Origin of the sequence: Winogradskyella sp. PG-2 (genome assembly GCF_000828715.1) — a bacterium.
Classification (GTDB): domain Bacteria; phylum Bacteroidota; class Bacteroidia; order Flavobacteriales; family Flavobacteriaceae; genus Winogradskyella.
The window spans coordinates 3,118,612-3,143,241 of sequence record NZ_AP014583.1; the positions used below are offsets into that span (position 1 = coordinate 3,118,612).

20 protein-coding genes are annotated in these 24,630 nt (G+C 32.1%); 13 read left to right on the forward strand and 7 right to left on the reverse strand.

Annotated features, from left to right (window positions below; all coding sequences use genetic code 11):
• Position 1: 1 nt before the first annotated feature.
• Both WPG_RS14055 and WPG_RS14060 read left to right on the forward strand, forming a co-directional pair.
• Positions 2 to 265: an outer membrane beta-barrel protein gene (locus WPG_RS14055; protein WP_045473833.1), complete on the forward strand. Its 264-nt coding sequence runs from the start codon at positions 2 to 4 to the stop codon at positions 263 to 265.
• A 353-nt stretch (positions 266 to 618) separates the two neighbouring features.
• Positions 619 to 1,161 (forward strand): porin family protein, encoded by a 543-nt coding sequence (locus WPG_RS14060; protein ID WP_045473835.1) that lies wholly within the window; start codon positions 619 to 621, stop codon positions 1,159 to 1,161.
• A 55-nt stretch (positions 1,162 to 1,216) separates the two neighbouring features.
• On the opposite strand, the gene lpdA is transcribed toward WPG_RS14060, so the two are convergent.
• The 3 genes from lpdA to msrB all read right to left on the reverse strand — a co-directional run bounded on the left by lpdA (position 1,217) and on the right by msrB (position 3,793).
• Positions 1,217 to 2,593, reverse strand: coding sequence for a dihydrolipoyl dehydrogenase (gene lpdA / locus WPG_RS14065; RefSeq protein WP_045473837.1), 1,377 nt, complete (start codon positions 2,591 to 2,593; stop codon positions 1,217 to 1,219).
• Between the two features lie 57 nt (positions 2,594 to 2,650).
• Complete coding sequence (locus tag WPG_RS14070; protein WP_045473839.1) at positions 2,651 to 3,205, reverse strand: DUF1572 family protein; 555 nt, start codon at positions 3,203 to 3,205, stop codon at positions 2,651 to 2,653.
• Between the two features lie 102 nt (positions 3,206 to 3,307).
• Positions 3,308 to 3,793, reverse strand: a complete 486-nt coding sequence (gene msrB, locus WPG_RS14075) for a peptide-methionine (R)-S-oxide reductase MsrB (protein ID WP_045473841.1) — start codon at positions 3,791 to 3,793, stop codon at positions 3,308 to 3,310.
• 194 nt (positions 3,794 to 3,987) lie between these two features.
• Here msrB and glgA point away from each other — a divergent pair, with 194 nt between their 5' ends.
• The 9 genes from glgA to WPG_RS14120 all read left to right on the forward strand — a co-directional run bounded on the left by glgA (position 3,988) and on the right by WPG_RS14120 (position 17,984).
• Positions 3,988 to 5,199, forward strand: coding sequence for a glycogen synthase (gene glgA / locus WPG_RS14080; protein ID WP_045473843.1), 1,212 nt, complete (start codon positions 3,988 to 3,990; stop codon positions 5,197 to 5,199).
• Positions 5,196 to 6,464 (forward strand): glucose-1-phosphate adenylyltransferase, encoded by a 1,269-nt coding sequence (locus tag WPG_RS14085; RefSeq protein WP_045473844.1) that lies wholly within the window; start codon positions 5,196 to 5,198, stop codon positions 6,462 to 6,464. Before glgA ends, WPG_RS14085 begins: the two co-directional genes overlap by 4 nt.
• 124 nt (positions 6,465 to 6,588) lie before the next feature.
• On the forward strand, positions 6,589 to 8,526 hold the full coding sequence (locus WPG_RS14090; RefSeq protein ID WP_045473846.1) for an alpha-1,4-glucan--maltose-1-phosphate maltosyltransferase: 1,938 nt from the start codon (positions 6,589 to 6,591) through the stop codon (positions 8,524 to 8,526).
• A gap of 2 nt (positions 8,527 to 8,528) precedes the next feature.
• Positions 8,529 to 10,160, forward strand: coding sequence for a maltokinase N-terminal cap-like domain-containing protein (locus WPG_RS14095; RefSeq protein WP_045473848.1), 1,632 nt, complete (start codon positions 8,529 to 8,531; stop codon positions 10,158 to 10,160).
• Positions 10,161 to 10,163: 3 nt separating this feature from the next.
• On the forward strand, positions 10,164 to 12,074 hold the full coding sequence (gene glgB, locus WPG_RS14100; RefSeq protein ID WP_045473850.1) for a 1,4-alpha-glucan branching protein GlgB: 1,911 nt from the start codon (positions 10,164 to 10,166) through the stop codon (positions 12,072 to 12,074).
• Positions 12,075 to 12,285: 211 nt separating this feature from the next.
• Complete coding sequence (locus WPG_RS14105) at positions 12,286 to 14,706, forward strand: glycoside hydrolase family 31 protein (protein ID WP_045473852.1); 2,421 nt, start codon at positions 12,286 to 12,288, stop codon at positions 14,704 to 14,706.
• A gap of 76 nt (positions 14,707 to 14,782) precedes the next feature.
• Positions 14,783 to 15,610 carry a M48 family metallopeptidase gene (locus WPG_RS14110; protein WP_171817189.1) on the forward strand — a complete coding sequence of 276 codons (828 nt, stop codon included), beginning with the start codon at positions 14,783 to 14,785 and terminating at the stop codon, positions 15,608 to 15,610.
• A 68-nt stretch (positions 15,611 to 15,678) separates the two neighbouring features.
• Entirely contained in the window at positions 15,679 to 17,013 is a 1,335-nt protein-coding gene (locus WPG_RS14115; protein WP_045473854.1) for an MFS transporter, read from the forward strand.
• A gap of 47 nt (positions 17,014 to 17,060) precedes the next feature.
• Complete coding sequence (locus WPG_RS14120; RefSeq protein ID WP_144374485.1) at positions 17,061 to 17,984, forward strand: hypothetical protein; 924 nt, start codon at positions 17,061 to 17,063, stop codon at positions 17,982 to 17,984.
• A 260-nt stretch (positions 17,985 to 18,244) separates the two neighbouring features.
• Here WPG_RS14120 and WPG_RS14125 read toward each other — a convergent pair whose 3' ends face one another.
• Genes WPG_RS14125 through WPG_RS14140 form a run of 4 tightly spaced genes read right to left on the reverse strand, consistent with a single transcriptional unit; the run spans position 18,245 to position 21,206 of the window.
• Positions 18,245 to 18,970 (reverse strand): head GIN domain-containing protein, encoded by a 726-nt coding sequence (locus WPG_RS14125; RefSeq protein WP_045473858.1) that lies wholly within the window; start codon positions 18,968 to 18,970, stop codon positions 18,245 to 18,247.
• A gap of 43 nt (positions 18,971 to 19,013) precedes the next feature.
• Positions 19,014 to 20,102 carry a hypothetical protein gene (locus WPG_RS14130; protein ID WP_045473859.1) on the reverse strand — a complete coding sequence of 363 codons (1,089 nt, stop codon included), beginning with the start codon at positions 20,100 to 20,102 and terminating at the stop codon, positions 19,014 to 19,016.
• The gene (locus WPG_RS14135) at positions 20,080 to 20,643 is read right to left on the reverse strand and encodes a hypothetical protein (RefSeq protein WP_045473862.1); all 564 of its coding nucleotides are present in this window, start codon (positions 20,641 to 20,643) and stop codon (positions 20,080 to 20,082) included. The genes WPG_RS14130 and WPG_RS14135 overlap by 23 nt, the downstream gene beginning before the upstream one ends.
• An 11-nt stretch (positions 20,644 to 20,654) precedes the next feature.
• On the reverse strand, positions 20,655 to 21,206 hold the full coding sequence (locus WPG_RS14140) for an RNA polymerase sigma factor (RefSeq protein WP_045473864.1): 552 nt from the start codon (positions 21,204 to 21,206) through the stop codon (positions 20,655 to 20,657).
• Between the two features lie 229 nt (positions 21,207 to 21,435).
• Between WPG_RS14140 and lon the strand changes: the two genes are divergently transcribed.
• Both lon and WPG_RS14150 read left to right on the forward strand, forming a co-directional pair.
• The gene (lon, locus tag WPG_RS14145) at positions 21,436 to 23,889 is read left to right on the forward strand and encodes an endopeptidase La (RefSeq protein ID WP_045473866.1); all 2,454 of its coding nucleotides are present in this window, start codon (positions 21,436 to 21,438) and stop codon (positions 23,887 to 23,889) included.
• A complete protein-coding gene (locus tag WPG_RS14150; protein WP_045473868.1) occupies positions 23,873 to 24,616 on the forward strand; it encodes a LysM peptidoglycan-binding domain-containing protein in 744 nt (247 codons plus the stop codon). Before lon ends, WPG_RS14150 begins: the two co-directional genes overlap by 17 nt.
• Positions 24,617 to 24,630 lie beyond the last annotated feature (14 nt).

The following is a 24,630-nucleotide window of genomic DNA, read 5'->3' on the forward strand; positions in this document are numbered from 1 at the left end:
CATGAAACTATTTCTCGCCATAATCGGAGTCGTTTTTTTCTCAAGTATAATTGAAGCTCAGACAGAATTTGGTGTTAAAGGCGGATTAAATTTTACTTTTTATAAAGTCACTGAAGCTGATTTTGGTACAAATCCAGATATTGAAATTGGATTATACGCTGGTTTATTTGCTGATTTTGAGATTGAAAATGACTTTCATATTCAACCAGAATTATTATATATAGGTGTCAACGATTTTAAATTTTTGAAACACCTATATATTTAAAGTATAGTCTTAATGATACATTTCATATACTAGCAGGTCCAAGCTTAAACTATTTTTTCGATTTCTTTTCCAGTAAATTAAAAGTTAGAGCAGATTTAAGTTTAGCTTATAACTTATCTGACAAATTAAATCTTCACATGAAATACACTATTGGTTTAGAAGAGCTGTCTCCTAATATTCTATTTTTAGGATTCGGTTATAGATTATAAAATTAAGATAATATTACCATAAAAAATTAAGCCTTTTCACAATAGATTAACGCTCATTTTCATTTTGATTGTGATTTAGTTAGGATTAATTAACAACTTACAAGAGTAGGTTTGTCATTATTAATTTCTAACAATCAATTAATTATGAAAAATTTATGTTTTACCACGCTACTCATTTTTACTATTTCTATTGCTACTGCTACTGCTCAAGATTCTACTGCTTTAAAAAAGAAAAAATTCGACTTCGGTATTAGGCACGGATACAGTATTTGGGATGTAAATGCATCTAATAGTGGATTAAGCGACACTAACCTCTATGTTGGCTTATTTCTCGAAACGAGATTATCTAAAAAACTTAGCATTCAACTAGAAGCTAATTACTCACATTCTAATCTTTTAGAGCTTCCTGTATTATTAAAATATAGAATTTCTGATAAGTTTGAAATTTATGGTGGTGCTCAATTAGAAGTTTCCTTAGATGATAATATTCAAGAAGCTTTTAAGAATAAGCGTTTAGGTACTTCATTAGTGCTCGGTGCACAATATAATATCAATACACATTGGTTTATTGATGCAAGATATACACATGGTTTAACAAATCAGATTAGAGTATTTAATGGCTTTGATACTGAGTCAATCTATGGAAAGAAGTCTACAGTTAATTTTGGAGTAGGTTATAAATTTTAAGCTAAAAATGCGATTCTTAAGAATCGCATTTTTTGTTTTTAGTTCAGTTTATATATTACAAGTGAATCACTTCATCGTAAGCAGCTGCAACAGCTTCCATAACAGCTTCACTCATTGTTGGATGCGGGTGCACAGCTTTTAAAACTTCATGCCCTGTAGTTTCAAGCTTTCTTCCTAAAACAGCTTCGGCAATCATATCGGTGACACCAGCACCTATCATGTGGCAGCCTAACCATTCACCATATTTGGCATCAAATATTACTTTCACGAAACCATCTTTATGTCCACCAGCACTTGCTTTACCTGATGCTGAGAAAGGAAATTTACCAATCTTAACATCTAAGCCTTGAACCTTTGCTTGTTCTTCTGTTAAGCCAACTGAAGCTATTTCAGGTGAACAATAGGTACAACCGGGAATATTCCCATAATCTAATGCTTCTACATATTGTCCAGCTATTTTTTCAACACAAAGAATACCTTCAGCAGAAGCAACGTGTGCTAATGCTTGTCCTGGTGTAACATCACCAATCGCATAATATCCTGGAATATTTGTTTGGTAATAATCGTTAACTAAGATTTTATCTCTATCAACAGCAATACCAACATCTTCTAATCCAATATTTTCTATATTAGACTTTATGCCAACTGCAGATAAAACAATATCTGCTTCTAGGATCTCTTCTCCTTTTTTAGTTTTTACAGTAGCTTTAACACCTTTTCCAGAAGTGTCAACAGAAGTAACTTCAGCAGATGTCTTTATCTTAATTCCAGATTTTTTAAAGCTACGCTCTAATTGTTTAGATACTTCGTTATCCTCAACAGGTACAATTTTATCCATATATTCTACAATGGTTACTTCAGTTCCCATGGAGTTGTAGAAGTATGCAAACTCAACACCTATAGCTCCAGAACCAACAACAATCATCTTCTTAGGTTGTTTGGCTAATGTCATAGCCTGTCTATAACCAATTACTTTTTTACCATCTTGTGGTAAGCTTGGTAATTCTCGAGAACGTGCTCCAGTTGCTATGATAATATGGTCAGCAGAATATTCAGTGCCCTCAACATCAACTTTCTTACCTGTTTTAAGTTTTCCGAAACCTTCAATAACGTCAATTTTATTTTTTTTCATCAAAAACTTGACGCCATTACTCATGCCATCGGCAACTCCACGACTACGTTTTACCACAGCATCAAAATCGTGCTCAGCGTTTTCCACTTTTAGACCATAATTTTCAGCGTGCTTAAGATATTCAAATACCTGAGCAGATTTTAAAAGCGCTTTAGTTGGAATACAACCCCAATTTAAACACACACCACCAAGACTTTCCTTTTCTATAATAGCTGTTTTAAAGCCTAATTGCGAAGCTCTAATTGCTGTAACATAACCACCAGGACCACTTCCTAAAACTATAACATCGTATTTACTCATGCGTCAATTTTTTAGTTGAATTTTGAAGCCACAAATTTACAAAACCAAAACGTAACATTAAAGGTCTTCAGTAAAATGTCTTTTGCCTTTGTCTTTTGAGAACTTATCTTTGTTGTAAGCTTTAGATTTTCCTTTAGGAATAGATAGGGATTGCCAATCAGTTCCTTTTATTAGTTTTCCTAAAAAAACGATTTGTCCAACATGATAAGCATAGTGCATCATTTGCCTGTTCATAGCTTCTGTAACAGTATGACCTTGATTTCTTATATAAATGATTTGATCTAAATCATTTGATGATAATGGTCTAATAGCTTCAAACAAACAATTCCAACCTTTATCCCATGAATTTACTAAATCTTCTTTAGAAGCATAAGTGTCTTCAAACTCTTCATCACGTTTACGCCATTCTTTTTCACCATCTTCTGTTAAAAAATTTGTCCAACGGCTCAACATATTGCCTACAATATGTTTAACAATGATAGTTATTGAATTAGAATCTTCAGAAAATTCTTTCTTTAGTTCATCAAAAGAAAGTTGAGCTATAGTTTTATCACCTAGACTTTTGTAATATTCAAATTGCTTAATTGAACTTGTTAAATATGAGACATTCATAATAATTTATTTAGAAATATAAAATTAGCGATATACTATCTAATAAACTATGGGATTTCCATAGATAGATATTATATCGCTATTTAAAAATTTAAATACTGTTTATCCTTCTGAAGGCACAAATTTTAAGGCTACACCATTAATACAATGACGTTTGCCTGTTGTCTCTCTTGGACCATCATTAAAGACGTGCCCTAAATGCCCTCCACATGTGGCGCAATGCTCTTCATCTCTACTGTAACCTAAATTGTTATCAGTACCATAAGCGACATTGCCTTCTATTTCTCTATCAAAACTTGGCCAACCTGTCCCAGAATCAAACTTGTGCTCACTCTTAAATAAAGGTGTATCACAAGCAGCACAATGATAAACTCCCTTTTTGTAATTTTTGTTTAATTTACTAGAAAATGGTCTTTCGGTTCCTGCTTTTCTTAAGACATAGTATTGCTTATCTGTGAGTTGTTCTTTCCACTCAGCTTCAGTTTTTGTAATCGGGAAGGTTTCTTTTTCTTTAGTTCCAGTTTTTTGAGCTGAACTATTACAGCTAAAAAAGAAACTAATTAATGTAACTAAGACTAACTTTTTCATGCAATAAAGTTAATGATTTTTTGATATTATTTTAAGTCGAAAATGATTTTACTTCATTACGAAATCGATTTAACTTTTTATTTAATATTTTTTGTGATATCACAATGGTCTTTTCATTATTTGTCTTAATTTTAAGCTATTAATAGATATTTTAGATGTCTTAATTAAATTAATAATTTACGCTACAATAAGTAATGAAAGCATTATTTTTCACAAGAGAATTTCCACCATATGTATATGGAGGTGCAGGAGTACATGTTGAATATTTAGCAAGTGAGCTTTCTAAATTAATGGAAATGGAAGTTAGAGCTTTCGGAGATCAAGATATTACTAATAATTCAATGAGCGTAAAAGGGTTTCCCTATGAAAATTCGGCTTTTGATAATGCCAACGACAAATTAAAAGCAGTATTTAAAACATTAAGCACTGGTCTAAGCATGACTTCAGATGAGATTGATGCAGATATAGTGCATTGTCACACATGGTACTCTCATTTTGCTGGTATTATGGCTAAATTATGCTATGGAACACCTTTGGTGGTAACCACACATTCTTTGGAGCCACTAAGACCATGGAAAAGAGAACAGCTGGGACGAGGTTACGATGCTTCATCTTGGGTTGAAAAAACAGCTATTGAAATGGCAGATTGTTTAATTGCTGTATCCGAAGAGACAAAAGAAGATGTTCTTAAGCATTTTAATGTAGATGAAAATAAAATTGAAGTTGTCTATAATGGAATTGACTTAAAAGAATATGTTGTTGTTAATGAGACTAATGTTCTTGATGAATATGCTATAGATAAGAACAAGCCTTATGTATTATTTGTAGGAAGAATTACAAGGCAAAAAGGAATTATTCATTTAGTAAATGCTATTAAATATATAGATGGAAATACACAAGTAATTTTATGTGCTGGTGCGCCTGACACACCAAAAATTGCTAAAGAAATGGAAGATGCAGTTGCAGAAGCTTCAAAGACAAGAAATAATATAGTTTGGATTGATAAGATGTTAGACAAGAAAGATGTGATTCAACTCTATTCTCATGCAGATGTATTTTGTTGCCCTTCTATTTATGAACCTTTCGGAATAATTAATATTGAAGCTATGGCTTGTGAAACTGCAGTTGTAGCAAGTGCAGTTGGAGGTATAAAAGAGGTTGTAGTTGATGGAGAAACGGGATTATTGATTAACTTAGAGCAACAGACAAGCGCACCTTTTGAACCGGTTAATCCAGATGAATTCTCAAAGGATTTGGCTGAAGGTGTTAATAAAGTAATTAACGATAAAAAGTTACAAAATAAAATGGCTAAAAATGGTCGAAAACGAGTAGAAGAATTTTTCGATTGGACAGCCATTGCAAAACAAACAGAAGCTATATATAAATCTTTAATAGATAAGAAATGATTAACGACAAAGTTTTAAGTATTATTTTGGGTGGTGGACAAGGCTCTAGGTTATATCCTTTAACGGAGAGCAGATCTAAACCAGCTGTACCAATTGCAGGTAAATATAGATTGGTAGATATACCAATATCTAACTGTATCAATTCAGATATAAAGCGCATGTTTGTGTTAACACAGTTCAATTCTGCTTCTTTAAATAAGCATATAAAAAACACATATCACTTTAGTTTCTTTAGCTCTGCTTTTGTAGATGTTTTAGCTGCAGAACAAACTATTGCCAGTGACAAATGGTTTCAAGGTACTGCAGATGCCGTTCGCCAAAGTATGCATCATTTTTTACGTCATGATTTTGAATATGCATTAATTCTATCTGGTGATCAATTGTATCAAATGGATTTTAATGAAATGATACAAGCACATGAGGACAGTGGTGCAGAAATTTCTATTGCCACATACCCTGTTAATGCTAAAGACGCTACTTCATTTGGAATAATGAAAACGGATGAGAAGAATATTATTAAAACATTTATAGAGAAACCAGATACATCATTATTACCAGATTGGACTTCTAATGTAAGTGATGAGATGAAAAATAATGGAAGACATTATTTGGCATCCATGGGTATTTATATTTTTAATAGAGACTTACTGGTAAAATTGATGAAAGACGATGGAACTGTAGATTTTGGTAAAGAAATTATTCCTGGAGCTATTAAAAAACATAAAACCTTAAGCTACCAATATGAAGGGTATTGGACTGATATTGGAAATATAGATTCTTTCTTCGAGGCTAATTTAGGATTAACAGATCCTATTCCTCAGTTTAACTTATATGATAATGACCAACGTATATATACTAATGCTAGAATATTACCAACATCAAAAATTTCTGGAACCCTATGTGATCGAACCGTTATTGCTGATGGATGTTTAATTCATGCAGCAAAAATTGAACGTTCCGTTATTGGTATTCGTTCAAGAATTGGTGCAGAGTCAACCGTCATTAATTGTTATATGATGGGTAATAGTCATTATGAGTCTTTAGATGATGTACAGGCACAAAAAGTTAAAACCTTTATGGGCATAGGGGAACGATGTTTTATTAAAAATGCTATTCTAGATAAAAACTGTAGAATAGGTGACGATGTAAGAATTAATGGTGGTGTGAAACTTAAAGATAAAGAAACCGATACTTACTTTGTAAAAGATGGTATTGTAGTTGTTAAAAAGGATGCACACATTCCTTCAGGCACAATTATTCAATAGTAAACTTTCTTTTTATAAATAGTTATCCAATTCAAACGTTGTAGTATATTTTTAAAACGGATTGTCTTTTAAATGTAGATAATGTGTTTTAATTTCGCATCGTAAACAACAATCAACCAACACTATGCAAAACCAAAGACGAGTTGTTATAGATGCTGTTAGTCCTCAGATTAATGGTGGTGAATTCTTCATAAAACGTGTATTAAATGAGATTATTAACGTTGATGCAAATGTTTTAGTCGATGGACATGATGTCATTGCGGCTTCAGTTTTATACAAACATGAAAAAGCTAAAAAATGGAATGAAGTTAGAATGGATGATATCGGTAATGACGAATGGAAATCTTCATTTACAGTTGAGAAGCAAGGTTTTTATGCCTATAAAGTGCAAGGTTGGGTAGATTACGCATTGAATTGGCAGCATGGTATTGAACGTAAGATTGATGATAATCAGCATGTAAAGTCAGAATTATTAGAAGGTATTACATTTTTAAAACCTTTGCTTAAAAAAACAATAAAGCAAGAAAAGGACTATTTAGAATATTGTATCGATTGTTTTGAAGACGATAATAAATATGATGATGCTATCAAAGAAGCTGTGAGTTCTAAGCTTCACAATGTATTTGTAAAGTATCCAGAAAAGCATTTATCAAATGAAACTCAAGAGTTTCAAGTTTATGTAGATAGAAAGAAAGCTAGGTTTAGTACTTGGTACGAGTTTTTTCCGCGTTCTGCATCAGAAATAGACGGACAACATGGAACCTTTAAAGATTGTGAGCGTTTGTTACCAAGAGTAGCACAAATGGGTTTTGATACGCTCTATTTTCCACCTGTACATCCTATAGGAGAAATTAATAGAAAGGGAAGAAATAATACGACTGAAGCTAAAGATAATGATGCAGGATCTGCATGGGGAATTGGTTCTAAGCATGGAGGTCATAAAGATTTGCATCCAGAATTAGGATCTATAAAGGATTTTAAAGCCTTAATTAAAAAAGCAAAAGATCTCAATATAGAAATAGCAATGGATTACGCATTGCAAGCTGCACCAGATCATCCTTGGGTAGAGTCTAACCCAGATTGGTTTAAATGGCGACCAGATGGAACTGTTCAGTATGCTGAAAATCCACCTAAGAAATACCAAGATATTCTTCCTATTTATTGGGAGAGTAAAGATTATAAAAACCTATGGAAAGAGTGTCTAGATACTATAATATATTGGATAGATTGTGGTATTAATGTTTTTAGAGTGGATAATCCACACACTAAGCCATACTATTTCTGGAATTGGTTAATTGCTGAAGTAAAAAAGAAATACCCAGATGTTTTATTTTTAGCTGAAGCATTCACTAAGCCAAAAGTAATGCAGCAATTAGCAAAACAAGGTTATACACAATCTTACACTTATTTTACGTGGAGAGATTCAAAGCACGAATTGATAGAATATGTTACAGAGCTAACCCAAACGGATCAACGCGAATATATGCAACCTAATTTCTGGCCAAATACACCAGATATAAATCCATATCACTTACAAGGTGCTAATGAATCTAAATACTTACAGCGTTATGCTCTGGCTGCAACTCTAAGTTCTAGTATCGGTATATATGGTCCTGTATTTGAACAAATGATAGACGATGCAATTCCAGGTAAAGAGGAATACTACATGTCTGAGAAGTTTGAGGTAAAGCATTATGATTGGTTTATAGAAAATAAATTAACACTACTGATCTCTAAGATAAACACACTTCGTAATCAAAATGAGGCTTTACAGCAAACTAATAATATTAAGTTTTGCGATATACATAACGATAATTTATTAGCATTTTATAAATGGAATGATGATAAAACAAACGAATTACTGATTATCATTAGTTTAGACCAATACTATGCGCAAAAAGGAAATGTCCAGTTACCTATAGGAGATATTGGAGTACATGCAGGGCAAAGTATTCAGGTTGAGGATTTAATTACTGGTAGCTCATACAATTGGTATGATGAATGGAATTACGTTGAGTTGCATCCAACCTTACCATTTCATATCTTTAAGATAAATAAGTAGGCATGTCTAAAAAGAATTCTCAGGCTGTTAATCTCAAGCAACCGTATAACTTCGATATACGTTGGGAAGAGCTAATGGAAAACGAAGATTTCGTAGACATTTTTTTATCTGATGTTTTAGAACAGTATATTGTAAAACAACGCTGGTATGGTGGAAAATCGAGTAAACTAAAATATGTTGAGTTAGCAGAATATTTTCGTATTCAACAAAACGAAGAGGTCTATTATGGTCTTATTTTAGAAGTTAATTTTGTCGAAGCCTTTTACCAACATTACTTTTTACCAATAGCCTTTGTTTCTGATGAAAATTTTGCAAAAGACGACCGTATTCTTCCTATAAGTATCCAAAATCAAAAAGGATTTATAATAGATGCCATAAATCTTGAGGCTTTTAGACGCGTTGTTTTTGAGCGTATTCTAAGTGCAGTTCCTAAGGACAGAACTCGTGTTCAGTATAAAAAAAGCTCATTGTTTAAAGATAGTAAATATGAATCTTCGCGATTCATGGGAATGGAACAAAGTAATACGTCTATAGTTTACAATGATAAGTTTGTTTTAAAGTTTTTTAGACGCATATATGCAGATCGTAATCCAGATTACGAGATGAGCCGTTTCTTATCCGAAAAGAAAGACTTTAAAAATACACCTGCGTATTTAGGTAGTATGCAAATTAAAGATCACGAAAATACCAATATTACTATTGCATTGATGAATGAAATGGTCCCTAATGATGGTGATGCATGGGATTATATGCTCAAAGAATTACATAAGGTGTTTTCTAATTTAGAATATAAGTCTATTGATATTGGCCAGTTGCCACATACTGAGACTTTTGTACGACTAGATATTAGAGATATTCCACCTCAAATTATTGATTGGGTTGGTTTAAATGTATTTACTAAAATTCAGCAATTAGCTAAACGAACGGCTGAGATGCATATTGCTTTGGGCTCAGAGTTTGAGGATACTGCATTTACACCAACTCGCTTTAATGGAGACTATACGGTTTGGTTAAAGAATAGACTATTATATCAATTTCAGAATCGTTTAAATGCTGTAGAAAATAACTTGCATAAGTTAGATGGTTTAGCTTTAGAGCTAGCTAATGTTTTTCTGGATAAGAAAAACGATATAAGAAAACGTTTTGTAGATTTTGATTGGACTAAACTAAAAGGAGAACGTTTGCGTGTGCATGGCGATTACCATTTAGGTCAAATACTCGTTAAAGACGATGACTTTTATATATTAGATTTTGAAGGTGAACCAGAAAGTACGATTAGAGATCGTAAGGTAAAACAACCACCATTAAAGGATGTAGCAGGTTTGTTTAGGTCTTTTCATTATGCGATTTATGCTACTATATTCAATAACCTAGATAATTATAAGCATACACAAACAGAACTTTTTGAAGCTGGTGAAATACTATATCAATACTTTATAGGTCTATTTTTAGGTACTTATGTAGTAGAAATACAAAATGCAAATATCAACATTGGCTATCAGCAAGAACGTATATTCTTATTAAAATATTCATTACTCGAAAAAGCAGTTTACGAATTAGGATATGAACTTAATTCGCGTCCAAGATGGGCAGTTATTCCTTTAAAGGGAATCTCAAATATAATTAACAACTAATTTATGGCAGAAGTAATTGCACACAGTCGTTTTACAGATTTCGATGTTAACCTTTTTAAAGCAGGAAAGCACTATAGATTATATGAGAAGTTTGGATCACATATAACTACTGTAGATGGAGTAGAAGGTGTTTACTTTGCTGTTTGGGCACCTAGTGCCAAAATGGTATCTGTAATTGGAGATTTTAATTTTTGGGTAGAAGGTGAGCATAAATTAAATGTACGCTGGGATTCTAGTGGTATTTGGGAAGGTTTTATTCCAGGTGCAGGTAAAGGGAGTAAGTATAAATATAAGATTCAGAGTAATCATAACGATATAAAAACTGAAAAAGCAGATCCTTATGCAAGGCGTGCAGAGCATAATCCAAAAACAGCTTCAATTGTTTGGGATGAACCTTATTCTTGGAAGGATAGCATATGGATGAAAAAGCGTAAAAAGCATAATGCCTTAGATGCACCTTATTCGGTTTATGAAGTTCATTTAGGTTCTTGGAAAAAGAAAATTGAAGAAAATCGATTTTTGTCATATAAAGAAATGACAGATGAGTTAGTTGCTTATGTAAAGGATATGAATTTTACACATGTGGAATTAATGCCAGTTATGGAGTTTCCATATGACCCATCTTGGGGCTATCAACTTACTGGTTATTTTGCGCCAACATCTCGTTTTGGATATCCTGAAGAGTTCAAATTACTTGTCGATAAGTTACACCAAAATGATATCGGAATTATTTTAGATTGGGTGCCATCGCATTTTCCAGAAGATGCTCACGGATTAGGATTTTTTGATGGTTCAGCACTTTATGAACATCCAGATCCAAAAAAAGGTTATCATCAAGACTGGAAAAGTTTAATCTTTAATTATGGACGTAACGAGGTTAAGTCTTTTTTAATTAGTAACGCCATATTTTGGTTAGATCAATTTCATGTAGATGGTTTAAGAGTTGATGCAGTAGCATCCATGTTATTTTTAGATTATAGTAGAGAAGATGGTGAATGGGAACCAAATATGTTTGGTGGAAGAGAGAATTTAGAAGCTATGTCATTTTTAAGAGAAATGAATGAAGCTGTGTATTCGTCTTTTCCAGATGTACAAACTATTGCGGAAGAATCAACTGCTTTCCCAATGGTATCTAAGCCAACTTCTATTGGTGGTTTAGGATTTGGTATGAAATGGATGATGGGTTGGATGCACGATACGTTACAGTATTTTGCAAAAGAACCTATATACAGAAAGCATCATCAAAATGATTTAACGTTCTCAATGACTTACGCATTTACTGAGAATTTTATGCTACCATTAAGTCATGATGAAGTGGTATATGGTAAGAGGTCAATCTTGGGAAGAATGCCAGGTGATGAGTGGCAACGTTTTGCAAATTTAAGACTATTGTATAGTTATATGTTTACACATCCAGGAACTAATCTATTATTTCAAGGTGCTGAATTTGGCCAAAGTGAAGAATGGAATTTTGAACAAAGTTTAGATTGGCATCTGCTACAATACAATCCTCATAAAGGAGTACAAGAATTAGTTAGAGATTTAAATGCACTTTATAAAAAAGAACCAGCTTTACACGAAAAACAATTTTCGGGAGAAGGATTTGAATGGATAGATTATAATGACGCCGAAAACTCAGTATTTACATATATCAGAAAAGGGAATAATGAGGAAGACGATGTCATTATAGCTTGTAATATGACACCAGTTCCTAAAGAAAATTACAAATTAGGCTTGCCAAGAAAAGGGAAGTTAAAAGAGATTTTTAATAGTGATTTAAAGAAATACTTTGGTAGCGGAGAATTTAAGAACAAAATAAAAACTAGTAAAGCCGATGCCTGGCATTTTAGAGATGATTCTATTGAGGTTACTATTCCACCATTAGGGATGGTTGTTTTTAAGTATTCGAAATAAATTAGGTGTTTATTTTGTATTTGAAATTTCAGTTTTTGCGATTAAGAAATCAATATTAAATAGACATAAAACCTAATTTAAATTATCATTTAATCAAAATTCTTACCCGAAAACGTTATAGTTAGCAATTCATTATAAATACCACGTTTAAGGTTTTTAATAGTTCTATTTTTTCCGTTTTTTTACAGTTATTTTACAAAGAGATTGATATATGATTGTAAATACTGAACTAGAAAATAAAGGAAATTTATTTCCTTCAAAATTAATAGACTTCAAAAAGGACGTTGATAAGCTTTACTTTACTGCAGATAATGATGTTATTCTTCAATTAACAGTTGTAAGAGATAGTTTACTTCGTTTTAGATATACAACAGTTGGTAATTTTGATAATGATTTTTCTTATGCTATTACCAAATATGCCAGCATTGGTTATAATAAATTAGAAATTGAAGAGAAAAAGGATCGTTACGAGATAACAACTTCAAAATTACGATGCGAGATTTCTAAAGAAAGCATGCGAGTAGCTATCTATGATGTTATAGATGGTAAACTTATAAATCAAGACGAAACTGGTTTCCATTGGGAAGAAAGCTACCAATATGGTGGTAATGTTGTAAAAATGAGTAAAGTTTCTAATGATGGTGAGAGTTATTATGGCTTAGGTGATAAGCCTAATCATCTTAACCTAAAAGGAAAACGTTATAATAATTGGGTAACAGATTCTTACGCTTATGGTAAGGATACTGACCCAATATACAAGGCAATTCCGTTTTATACGGGTCTGCATCATGGTAAAGCCTATGGTATTTTCTTCGATAATACATTTAGAACTTCTTTCGATTTTGCTCATGAGCGTAGAAATGTAACAAGCTTTTGGTCACAAGGCGGGGAAATGAATTATTATTTCTTTTATGGGCCTAAGATGAACGATGTTGTTGAAAGTTATACAGACTTAACTGGAAAGCCTCACCATTTACCTCCACTTTGGGCATTAGGATTTCATCAATGTAAATGGAGTTATTACCCTGAAAGTAAAGTTAAGGAGATTACTTCAACGTTCAGAAAACTTAAAATCCCTTGTGATGCTATCTATTTAGATATAGATTACATGGATGGATTTAGGTGTTTCACTTGGAACAAAGATTATTTTCCAGACCCAAAGCGTATGGTTAAAGAATTATCTGAAGATGGTTTTAAAACTGTTGCTATTATTGATCCAGGGATTAAAATAGATAAAGATTACTCAGTTTTTAAAGAAGCTTTAGAAAAAGACTATTTCTGTAAGCGAGCAGATGGAGACTATATGAAAGGGAAAGTTTGGCCAGGTGAATGTTACTTTCCTGACTTTACAAACCCAGAAGTAAGAGATTGGTGGTCTGGTTTGTTTCAAGAACTTATTGAGGATATTGGAATAAAAGGAGTTTGGAATGATATGAATGAACCAGCCGTAATGGAGGTGCCAAATAAAACATTTCCAGATGATGTAAGGCATGATTATGATGGTAATCCTTGTAGCCATAGAAAAGCGCATAACATTTATGGTATGCAAATGGCAAGAGCTACATACCAAGGCTTAAAGAAATATTCTTATCCAAAACGTCCTTTTGTAATAACACGTTCAGCATATTCTGGGACACAGCGTTATACATCTACATGGACAGGAGATAACGTTGCAACTTGGGAACATTTATGGATTGCAAATATTCAGGCGCAGCGTATGGCAATGTCTGGTTTTTCTTTTGCAGGAAGTGATATAGGTGGTTTTGCAGAGCAACCACAAGGAGAATTGTTTACACGTTGGGTTCAGCTTGGTGTTTTTCACCCATTCTTTAGAGTACATTCTTCAGGAGATCATGGTGATCAAGAACCATGGGCTTTCGATGAAGATGTTACTGATATAGTTAGAAAGTTTATTGAAATTCGTTACCAATTACTACCTTATTTATATACTGCATTTTGGAACTATGCAGATCACGGAACTCCTTTATTAAAATCACTAGTGTTATTTGATCAGGATGATGTACAAACACATTACAGAACTGACGAGTTTATTTTTGGAGAACAAATTTTGGCTTGTCCAGTTTTAGAGCCAAATGCCAAGGGAAGACGTATGTATATTCCAAAAGGGAATTGGTATAATTTCTGGACAGATGAGGTTCTTAAAGGTGGAAGAGAAATGTGGATTGATGCAGATATAGACAGTATGCCGATTTTTGTAAAAGAAGGTGCTATAATTCCTAAATATCCTATTCAACAATACGTAGGCGAAAAAGAAATAAAAGAAATTACTTTAGACGTTTATTATAAAAAAGGTAAAGAAGAAAGTGAACTTTTTAGTGATGCTAATGATGGTTTCGATTATACCAAAGGACGTTATAGTTTAAGAAACTTTATGTTAACTGGCCGTAAAAACGAATTAATCATTAATCAGCATAAAGAAGGTAAATTTATTACACCTTATGAAACATTTAAGGTTCAAATACACGGATTGCCATTCGAAATTGGTGAAGTACAGATAGACAACGAAACAATTTCTTTAAAGCATCTAAAATCTAATGGTACGATTTCTTTTGTTGTAGATAAGAATTTTTCTGAATTGCATATTATTGGTAAAGCGTCAAAATCAAAGTGACCAAAAGTTTATTTTAGTGTCTAATAGTTACAAATTCATTTTTGTATTTTAGTAATCATAATATAGACCATTAGCTATGAAGTTGAAAAAAGTAATATTAAGTCTTGGTATACTGGCCGTAATTCTGTCTTGTGCTACAAATCCTTTTACAGGTAAAAAAACATTGGCTTTTGTTAGTAATGACCAATTATTCCCTTCAGCTTTTGCCCAATATAATCAGGTGCTTTCAGAAAATAAAGTTATTAAAGGCACTAAAGATGCTGAGATGATCACTAGAGTAGGTCAGCGTATTGCTGTTGCAGCAGAGCGTTGGTTAAATGCAAATGGACATCAAAGTTATTTAGATGATTATCAATGGGAATATACACTTATTGAATCAGAGCAAGTTAATGCATGGTGTATGCCAGGTGGTAAAATTGCATTCTATACAGGTATTCTGCCTATTGCTCAAAATGAGACTGGTGTAGCAGCTATAATGGGACATGAGGTTATACATGCGTTAGCAAATCACGGACAGCAACGTATGAGTGCAGCATATTTACAACAAGGTTTAGCAGAAGCAGGAAATGTAGCTTTAGCAAATGATCAAAAAGCATTAGGCATTTTTAATCAATCTTTTGGTATTGTTTCTAATGTTGCTGGAATGTTACCATTTAGTAGAGCACATGAAACAGAAGCTGATAGAGTTGGATTGCTTATAATGGCTATTGCAGGATATAATCCTGATGAAGGAGCGGAGTTATGGAAACGTATGAAAGCTAATAGTGGAGGTCAAGCACCACCAGAATTTTTAAGCACACATCCAAGTAACGACACAAGAATAACTAATTTACAGGCAATGGCGCCAACAGCACAAGCAGAAGCAAAGAAATTTGGCGTTACTTCATTTAGACCTATAAATTAAGAACCTATTCATAATATTTGATTATTTTAGAAGCTGCTCAATAAGAGCAGCTTTTTTATTTCTATACTATGAGTGAATTAAAAAAAGGAAGCAAAAAGCTTCTGCATGCATGGGCTTTCTACGATTGGGCTAATTCTGTATATCCTTTAGTTATATCGTCAGCTGTATTTCCTATATTTTATGGTGCATTGACTATTATAAAAGATGAAGAAACAGGTAAAGTATTAAATGATACAGTTAATTTTTTAGGCTATCAGTTTAATAATGACTCCTTAATAAGTTATGTAACAGCCTTTAGTTTTTTAATAGTATCGATACTTTCACCAATACTTTCTGGAATTTCAGATTATGTAGGTAATAAAGAATCTTTTATGAAGTTCTTTTGCTATTTAGGCGCCTCTGCTTGTATAGGATTATATTGGTTTTCTCTAGATAATTTACTTTTTGGAATGGTGTGTTACGTTCTAGGACTAGTAGGTTTTTGGGGAAGTTTAGTATTTTATAATTCATATTTGCCAGATATTGCATTTCCTGAACAACAAGATAAAGTTAGTGCTAAAGGGTTTTCTCTAGGTTATATAGGTAGCGTATTATTACTATTAATAAATCTTGTGATGATTCTTAAATTTGAGTGGTTTGGTTTTGAAACCGAGGCGCAACCAACAAGAATTGCATTTATCATGGTTGGTGTATGGTGGGTTTTATTTGCTCAATATACTTTTAAACATTTACCAACAGGAACTAATGAAGGTCATAAAGTAACAAAAACAGTACTTATGTCTGGTTTTAATGAACTTAAAAAAATATGGTTAGCACTTAAGTCCAATAAAATTTTAAAAACCTATTTATCTGCGTTTTTTGTTTATAGTATGGCAGTACAAACCATAATGTTAGCTGCTACATATTTTGCAGTTGAGGAGTTAGATTGGGGAACTCAAGATTCTACTACAGGATTAATTATTAGTATTTTATTAATTCAATTGATAGCTGTTATTGGAGCAAACTACACAGCAAAACTCTCTAAAAAAATTGGAAATATAAAAGCTTTAATCTGTGTGATATGCATTTGGATCTTAATTTGCGGATTTGCTTATTTTGTTAAGACTCCAACACATTTTTACATAACAGCTGCTACTGTTGGTTTAGTAATGGGTGGTATACAAGCATTATCTAGATCTACATACAGTAAATTGATACCATTTGGGTCTGAAGACACAGCATCTTACTTTAGTTTTTATGATGTTGCAGAAAAAATTGGACTCGTAATAGGGTTGTTTTTATATGGATTTGTTGCCAGTATTACTGGCAGTATGAGATATTCTATTTTATTTCTTATTACATTTTTTGTTGTAGGCTTACTAATACTGAATACGATCAGAAATGTAAAAATAGATCAGAGTTAGATTTTCAGTAGTATCATATTAAAATTAATCCTTAACTTTATAGTGCTATGATGAAGAAAATTTTAGTGCTATGTTTATTTATAGCACTCATTTTGTTGGTTAATTGTGGTAACGAACCTTATGAAGGTGATTTACCAACTAGAGACAATCCATGTGAGCTTGCTATAGAAGCTACAGCAAATGCTGCTGAAGACTTTAGTGCTGCTACAGAAGACCAATATAATCTTTTGTGTTCGGTTTATAAAGATGCTTTACAAGATCAAATTTCACTTTGTGGTGATCCTGATGGATTATTACAGAATATAATTGATGAATTAGGAGATTGCGTTCTCGAAAACCCACTATGTGATGATGCTATAGCTGCAACTGAAGTTGCAAGACAAAACTATTTGCTTGCTTCTGATTCTGATACAGAAGCGTTGTGTAATGCTTACAAAGATGCTCTTGAGTATCAAATCGAAGTTTGTGGTGATGATGGTACACTTAGAGCTATACTAGATGAATTAGGTGATTGCGAACCCGTTTTTGTTGAAACTGTTGGTACTTGGAGATTAGAAGCATGGTTAACAGATCAAGCTAGGGATATTGATAATGATGGTGAGGTAACAAACGATTATTTAGAAGATATCGATTGTTACACTAACGAAACCATTACATTTTATAGTGATGGTACAGGAGTTTTATACTTAAGATCTGTTGCAGATATTACATACACACCAATTGATGGATCTCCTAATGAAGAGGACTTTTTTGTTACCTGTAACGCTATAAGTATAGATAGGCCTTTTAATTGGGTGCAAATAGGTAATAACACTTTAATTTTTACAATGGAAGATGGAAGTATAGTTAATTACTTTAGAAATTCTAATAGTTTGTTTATAGCTATTGATAATGCTTTCTCAGCAACGAGTACAGTTGATGGTGTGTCTCAGATTAATGAACGCATTACTTATGTATATGTTAAGTTATAAAGATTAGATTTATGCCTAAGAATAGATTCTATTATATCTATGGGAAATCACTATTGTTTAATGGTAAAAATGATTATAAGTAGATAATGCCTTTTAAAATAAGGAGATTACTAAAAGTAAATTTGAGAGTTTAATCTCTAAATGCGATAGATGCGGGTTTTATAGTTTAAAGGATCTAACTGAAAGTTTAAGAAATTAAATAAATAAAAAAAAAGAACCAGCAAAGCTAGTCCTTTTTCAATTTTTGGTTGATTGATTTACTAATTACTCACACTACCAGAGCCTGAAATCTTAATGTCTTTATTTGTTGGTGTACCAGAGTAGTTAACATCTCCAGAACCACTTATTCTAACTTTAAGTTCTCCATTACAAACCACATCTGCAGTACCAGAACCTGCAATTTTTGCAGTAACGTTTGTGCTTTCTAACCCTTTACCATTAAAGTCTCCTGAACCAGCAATCTTAGTTGTTAATTTTTTTGCTGAACCCTTTAATACAATATCACCAGAACCAGCTATAGCGCTTTCTATAGTTTTGGCAGCTACATTTAAATTAATATCACCAGAACCAGCTATAGATACGTCAAAGTCATCTGCTTTAATTGTACCAGTATTCATTATGTCACCAGATCGTGCAAGAGAAACAGAACTAATAGATTCGAAAGGTACAGTAACCACAATAGTTTTACTAGGCTTTAAATTATAACCTTTTTTAGCTTTAACTATAAGTTTATTGTCTTTCACTTCAGTAACAATATACTCCATAAGGTTAGCGTCACCTTTGATAGAAATTTCACCTTCCTTTCCTTGTACTAGTTTAAAGTCCATTGGTCCTGCAGCTTTTAAGCCATCATAAGAACTTGTTGATCTTGTCACTGTTGTAATATCTCCATTACCTTTCATTTTTTTACCATTTCCCCATTGTGCACAAGATAGTGTTGTGCTCAAAAGAAAAGCTAATAGCGTAATCGATTTTAATAGTTTCATAATTTTTGTTTTTGATTAATTGATTTTATTTGTTTTTGATTGTTTATTGTCTTTTAAAACTCACACTTCCATGTTGGGATTTAATTTTTACCATATTACCAGAATCTTGAGAGCCATAGTAACCTTCATATGCTTTACTTGTATAATCTGTATGCTTATTTGTGAAATTAAAACCTTGAGAATCTCTTAATGACCCATGACTAAAGTCGAAATCAAAATTAAAATTAAAACCAGCATCATAGCCTATAGTCATGCTTGTAAATCTTGTATCTATGTCGATAGAATTAGCTTTAGAAGCTAAACGTTCTATTTTTAAAGAAACATGGCTACCTCTTAATTTTAGATTTTTGAAAACATTGCCAATTCTAGTAGTGAGGTGGTTACCCTTGCCATCTAAATTATTAATATTATCAACTTTTAGAGAACCATGATTGCAATTGTAATCAATATTTTCTGCAAACTCAACTATTGATCTTGTATGATTAGCGCTAAGATTTATTTTTTCAGCTTTTGTGATTGTAAAACCACTATGGTTAGCTGAAATTTTCCCTTCTTTAATATACTCAAAATAGCTATTTCTTGTATGGTTGAAATTAATCACATTGTTATTAGACATTAATTCTTTAGTAGTAATTTTACCATGATCACATCTAATTTTGCTAGAGCCCTTCAATCTATCTAAATTAATTGATCCAAATTTATTATTAAGATCTACATTATTAGTCATTGGCATCTTTATAACATAATCAATCTCCATTTTTAAATTCATCTTTTTTCCCCAGTTCCACCAGTTCTTTTTGTTTTTTTCAATTTTGGTAATTGCAGAAACTAAATCATTAGAAGATGAAAATTCAACATCAATTCCGTTAAGACGGTCTTGTACTTTTTCTTCATCATTACCTGAGATCTTTATAGTAATATTGAATTCAATACGATTTTCATCCCATGTGATAATGTTTAAATTACCAAAACTATTGGTGACCTTCAAAGTTGCGTCAGATGAGACATTAAAAGACTTTTTAATGTTTCTTTCTTTACTTGTTTTAGCTACTATTAGATCTGTATTCGCAAATGTTAAAAAAGGAATAACTAACAGTAATAATGCTAACCTATATTGTATTTTTAGTATCATTTGTATTTGTTTTTAAATTTTTAATAGTTTCAATTTCTTCTAAGACAATATTTAAAATGTCTATTCTATTTTGAAAATTGGTAATCATAGCATAGATAACACGCTGATCATTTCCAATTTCGGTTAAATTTGTTTTTAATTTTTGGTATTCACTTTCTAATAATTTAATCTGCTCTAGCGCATCTGTAATTATTTGTTCTGTTAATGGTGAACGTTCATTATTTAGTTTTTTTAACTCATTTTCAATAGTTGCTGTAAAGAAATCTTGTGTTTCAGCTAATTCTGGCGACACACTTGCCAAGTCTAAAGTTTCTGGTTCGTTTTGAAGTGTCATAAAAACACTTAAACAAATAACTACAGAAGCTGCAATGGCTAGGAAAGGTCTCCAGTTAAAACGAGATGACGATTTAGAATCATTAACAACCACATCATTTGCTTTTAACCTGTCTAAGAAGCGAAGCTCATGACCTTGACTAGGTTCGTTAACATCGAACTCATCTTTTAAGTTGTCAAATAATTCGTCTATAGTATCTTTTTGCATAGTTCTTTATTTTATGCGGTTTGCATTAATTTTTTACGTAAACTTTCTTTTGCTCTTGAGATCATCGTTCTGCAATTAGCATAAGAAATATCCATAATGTCACAGATTTCTTCATAATCATAACCCTCAATAAGATGTAATGATAATCCTAAACTATAGTTAGGCTTTAAGGTTTTCATTACGTTCATTATTTGTTTTACTTTTTCGTTGTTATGATTGCTTTCTTCTATGCCTGTGTCGTCTTCAACTTTATATAATAAATTGTCTAAAGGCACTTTATTTTGTTTCGACGTTTTATTGTAATGCGCAATACTATTATTCACTACAATTCGTTTTAACCAAGAACCAAATACTTTGGTGTCTTGAAGTGTATTTAACTTTGTAAAAGCCGTTAAAAATGACTCTTGCATAATGTCCTCAGCCTTAAAAGAGTCTTTTACGATTCTAATTGCTGTGTTATACATTGCTTTGTTATATCTGTTGTAAACTTCCAACTGTGCACGTTGATTTCCAGATTTACAATGCAATAGTAACTGTTCGATATTTTGATTGGTTGATGTCAAAAAAACAATTGCTTTGGTATAAAGATGAAGACATTCATAAACTGTTACAGTTTAATTAAAAAAAGTTTTAATTTTTATAAAGGTAATGGCATAACAATTGAAAATATAATAGTGTGAACAACTTTGAATATCTTATAACTAACTGATATTCAGAATAAAGTTAATTATTAATACATTTAAACCAATGCTATTCTTAATTTATAAATGACAGAATGGCTTAAATATATATATGGGAAAATCAAATTTTATAAGCCTTGACAGTTTGTCATTTCAGGATTTTAATGAAAATTCAGAATTAATTCCATTAATGACACCTGAAGATGAAGAGTTAATAAATAATGAATCTCTACCTGAGTCTTTACCAATTCTATCTTTAAGAAATACTGTGTTATTCCCTGGAGTAGTTATTCCAATTACTGCAGGACGCGATGCATCTATAAAGTTAATTAATGATGCTAATAAAGGAGGAAAAGTTATTGGAGTGGTATCTCAAAAGGATGAGTCTGTTGAAAACCCTACAGCAAAGGATATCTATAAAATAGGAACTGTAGCTCGAATTTTGAAGGTTTTAAAAATGCCAGATGGTAATACTACAGTTGTAATTCAAGGAAAAAAACGTTTCCAGATTAAAGAGGTTATTTCTGAAAAGCCTTATTTAACTGCAACAATTTCTGATATCTCTGAAGCTAAACCTGCAAAGGATAATGAAGAGTTTAAAGCTATAATAGATTCTATAAAAGATTTATCACTAGAAATTATTAAAGAAAGCCCAAATATTCCATCTGAAGCATCATTTGCTATTAAGAATATTGAAAGCAACTCGTTCTTAGTAAATTTTGTGTCTTCAAACATGAATCTTAAAGTAGAGGAGAAGCAAGAATTATTAAAAATTAATGATCTTAAGGAACGTGCGCTTCAAACCTTGAAGTTTATGAATATGGAATATCAGAAGCTAGAGCTTAAGAATGATATTCAGAATAAGGTTCAAAGTGATATGAACCAACAGCAACGTGAGTATTTTTTGCATCAGCAGATGAAAACTATTCAAGAAGAATTAGGTGGAGGAGTATCTTCTAGTGAAGAGATTGAAGAGATGAAGACTCGTTCTAAGGCAAAGAAATGGGATGACAAAGTAAAAGTACATTTCGATAAAGAGTTGTCTAAAATGCAACGCATGAACCCTCAGGTGGCTGAGTATTCAATTCAACGAAATTACTTAGACTTATTTTTAGATTTACCTTGGAATGAGTTTAGCAAAGATAAATTTGATCTTAAGCGAGCAATGAAAATCTTAGATCGTGACCATTTTGGTTTAGACGATGTTAAGAGGCGTATTATAGAGTACTTAGCTGTATTAAAGCTTCGTAATGATATGAAGTCTCCAATATTGTGTCTCTATGGACCACCAGGTGTAGGTAAAACATCTTTAGGAAAGTCTATAGCTGAAGCTTTAGGTAGAGAATACGTAAGAATCTCATTAGGTGGTTTACGTGATGAATCTGAAATTAGAGGTCATAGAAAGACATATATTGGTGCAATGCCAGGACGAATTATTCAGAGTTTAAAGAAAGCTCAAACTTCTAATCCAGTTTTTGTATTAGATGAAATTGATAAACTTTCAACTGGTAATCAAGGTGATCCATCATCTGCGATGTTAGAAGTGCTAGACCCAGAACAGAACAGTGAATTTTATGATAATTTCTTAGAAATGGGTTATGACTTATCTAAAGTAATGTTTGTAGCTACTGCAAATAGTTTAAATACTATACAACCAGCATTAAGAGATCGAATGGAGATTATTAATGTTACAGGTTATACTATTGAAGAAAAAGTTGAGATTGCTAAGCGTCATTTGTTACCAAAACAGCTAAAGGAACATGGTTTAGATAGTAAGCATTTAAAAATAGCAAAGCCACAATTAGAAAAAATAGTTGAAGGTTATACTCGCGAATCTGGTGTAAGAGGTTTAGAAAAGCAAATTGCAAAAATGGTGCGTTATGCTGCTAAAAATATTGCAATGGAAGAAAAGTATAACATCAAGATTTCTAATGATGATGTTATAGAAGTATTAGGTAGTCCAAGATTAGAACGCGATAAATATGAAAATAATAATGTCGCAGGTGTAGTTACTGGCTTAGCTTGGACTAGAGTAGGAGGTGATATTTTGTTTATAGAATCCATTTTATCTAAAGGTAAGGGTAGCTTAACTATTACTGGTAACTTAGGTAAGGTCATGAAGGAATCTGCTACAATTGCCATGGAATACATTAAGGCTAACACGGATGAATTTGGGATAAAACCAGAAGTTTTTGATAAGTACAATGTACATATTCACGTACCAGAAGGTGCAACTCCAAAAGATGGACCAAGTGCCGGTGTAACCATGTTAACATCTTTAGTATCTTTATTCACTCAGAGAAAAGTGAAAAAGAGTTTAGCTATGACTGGTGAGATAACATTGAGAGGAAAAGTGTTGCCAGTTGGAGGCATCAAAGAAAAAATTCTAGCAGCTAAACGTGCTCGTATTAAAGAGATTTTGCTTTGCGAAGACAATAAAAGAGATATTGATGAGATAAAGCCTGAATACCTTAAAGGTTTAACTTTCCATTATGTTACAGATATGAGTGATGTGTTAAAACTCGCATTAACCAATCAAAAAGTTAAAAATGCAAAAAAACTATAAGTTAATTTTTTCCATTATTGCATTGGCAATATCTAGTTTATTTGCTTTTGCGCAATCTGAAATTGAATATAAAGATGTCATTTTAGATGGTAAACCAGCAAAACTAAATATTGCCACTGGAGAAATTACTTTAGTTAACTTAGAAGAAAAAAAAGCAGATACTTCAAATGTTGTCAAAGCAATAATACCAAAACAAGAAATTTCCTCAGATGCTTCAGATTTTTATGTTGTAAAGCAAGGTGAAACTTTATATCAGATTGCAAATCGTTTTGAAACTTCTTTAACTCAATTAAAGAAAGTAAACAATTTAGAAACTACGATAATAGATAAAGGACAAAAGCTGGTAGTAAAGAATTTTGATCTACATATTGTACCAGAATCAAAGTCTAAGCCTATTAATACAGCCAATAAAAATATTTCAAATTTTCATATTGTAGAACGTGGGGAAACTTTATTTGGATTAGCTATGAGATACAACCTTACTGTTAATGAATTAAAAAGCAAGAATAGTTTAAATACAGACTTAATTAAAGTAGGTCAAAAGCTTCGTGTTAGAGATTTTGGATTATCTAATGACAAAGCTGATATTTCAGTTTGTACAGTTGCTAAAGGGGATACTTTATATAGTATTGCTAAGAAAAGCGGAACATCTGTAAAAGCGCTTAAGAAATTGAATAGGTTAACTAATGATATGCTTATGATTGGTCAAATACTGCAATTAAAATAGAAAATTATTACACC

What these genes read in the sequence shown, in the direction of transcription:
- WPG_RS14085 (WP_045473844.1), top strand. Translation starts at nt 5,196, where the DNA reads ATGATTAACGACAAAGTTTTAAGTATTATTTTGGGTGGTGGACAAGGC.
- WPG_RS14105 (WP_045473852.1), top strand. Translation starts at nt 12,286, where the DNA reads ATGATTGTAAATACTGAACTAGAAAATAAAGGAAATTTATTTCCTTCA.
- WPG_RS14135 (WP_045473862.1), bottom strand. Translation starts at nt 20,643, where the DNA reads ATGCAAAAAGATACTATAGACGAATTATTTGACAACTTAAAAGATGAG.
- WPG_RS14120 (WP_144374485.1), top strand. Translation starts at nt 17,061, where the DNA reads ATGATGAAGAAAATTTTAGTGCTATGTTTATTTATAGCACTCATTTTG.
- WPG_RS14090 (WP_045473846.1), top strand. Translation starts at nt 6,589, where the DNA reads ATGCAAAACCAAAGACGAGTTGTTATAGATGCTGTTAGTCCTCAGATT.
- WPG_RS14110 (WP_171817189.1), top strand. Translation starts at nt 14,783, where the DNA reads ATGAAGTTGAAAAAAGTAATATTAAGTCTTGGTATACTGGCCGTAATT.
- WPG_RS14125 (WP_045473858.1), bottom strand. Translation starts at nt 18,970, where the DNA reads ATGAAACTATTAAAATCGATTACGCTATTAGCTTTTCTTTTGAGCACA.
- msrB (WP_045473841.1), bottom strand. Translation starts at nt 3,793, where the DNA reads ATGAAAAAGTTAGTCTTAGTTACATTAATTAGTTTCTTTTTTAGCTGT.
- lpdA (WP_045473837.1), bottom strand. Translation starts at nt 2,593, where the DNA reads ATGAGTAAATACGATGTTATAGTTTTAGGAAGTGGTCCTGGTGGTTAT.
- WPG_RS14115 (WP_045473854.1), top strand. Translation starts at nt 15,679, where the DNA reads ATGAGTGAATTAAAAAAAGGAAGCAAAAAGCTTCTGCATGCATGGGCT.
- WPG_RS14055 (WP_045473833.1), top strand. Translation starts at nt 2, where the DNA reads ATGAAACTATTTCTCGCCATAATCGGAGTCGTTTTTTTCTCAAGTATA.
- glgB (WP_045473850.1), top strand. Translation starts at nt 10,164, where the DNA reads ATGGCAGAAGTAATTGCACACAGTCGTTTTACAGATTTCGATGTTAAC.
- WPG_RS14095 (WP_045473848.1), top strand. Translation starts at nt 8,529, where the DNA reads ATGTCTAAAAAGAATTCTCAGGCTGTTAATCTCAAGCAACCGTATAAC.
- WPG_RS14130 (WP_045473859.1), bottom strand. Translation starts at nt 20,102, where the DNA reads ATGATACTAAAAATACAATATAGGTTAGCATTATTACTGTTAGTTATT.
- glgA (WP_045473843.1), top strand. Translation starts at nt 3,988, where the DNA reads ATGAAAGCATTATTTTTCACAAGAGAATTTCCACCATATGTATATGGA.
- WPG_RS14150 (WP_045473868.1), top strand. Translation starts at nt 23,873, where the DNA reads ATGCAAAAAAACTATAAGTTAATTTTTTCCATTATTGCATTGGCAATA.
- lon (WP_045473866.1), top strand. Translation starts at nt 21,436, where the DNA reads ATGGGAAAATCAAATTTTATAAGCCTTGACAGTTTGTCATTTCAGGAT.
- WPG_RS14070 (WP_045473839.1), bottom strand. Translation starts at nt 3,205, where the DNA reads ATGAATGTCTCATATTTAACAAGTTCAATTAAGCAATTTGAATATTAC.
- WPG_RS14060 (WP_045473835.1), top strand. Translation starts at nt 619, where the DNA reads ATGAAAAATTTATGTTTTACCACGCTACTCATTTTTACTATTTCTATT.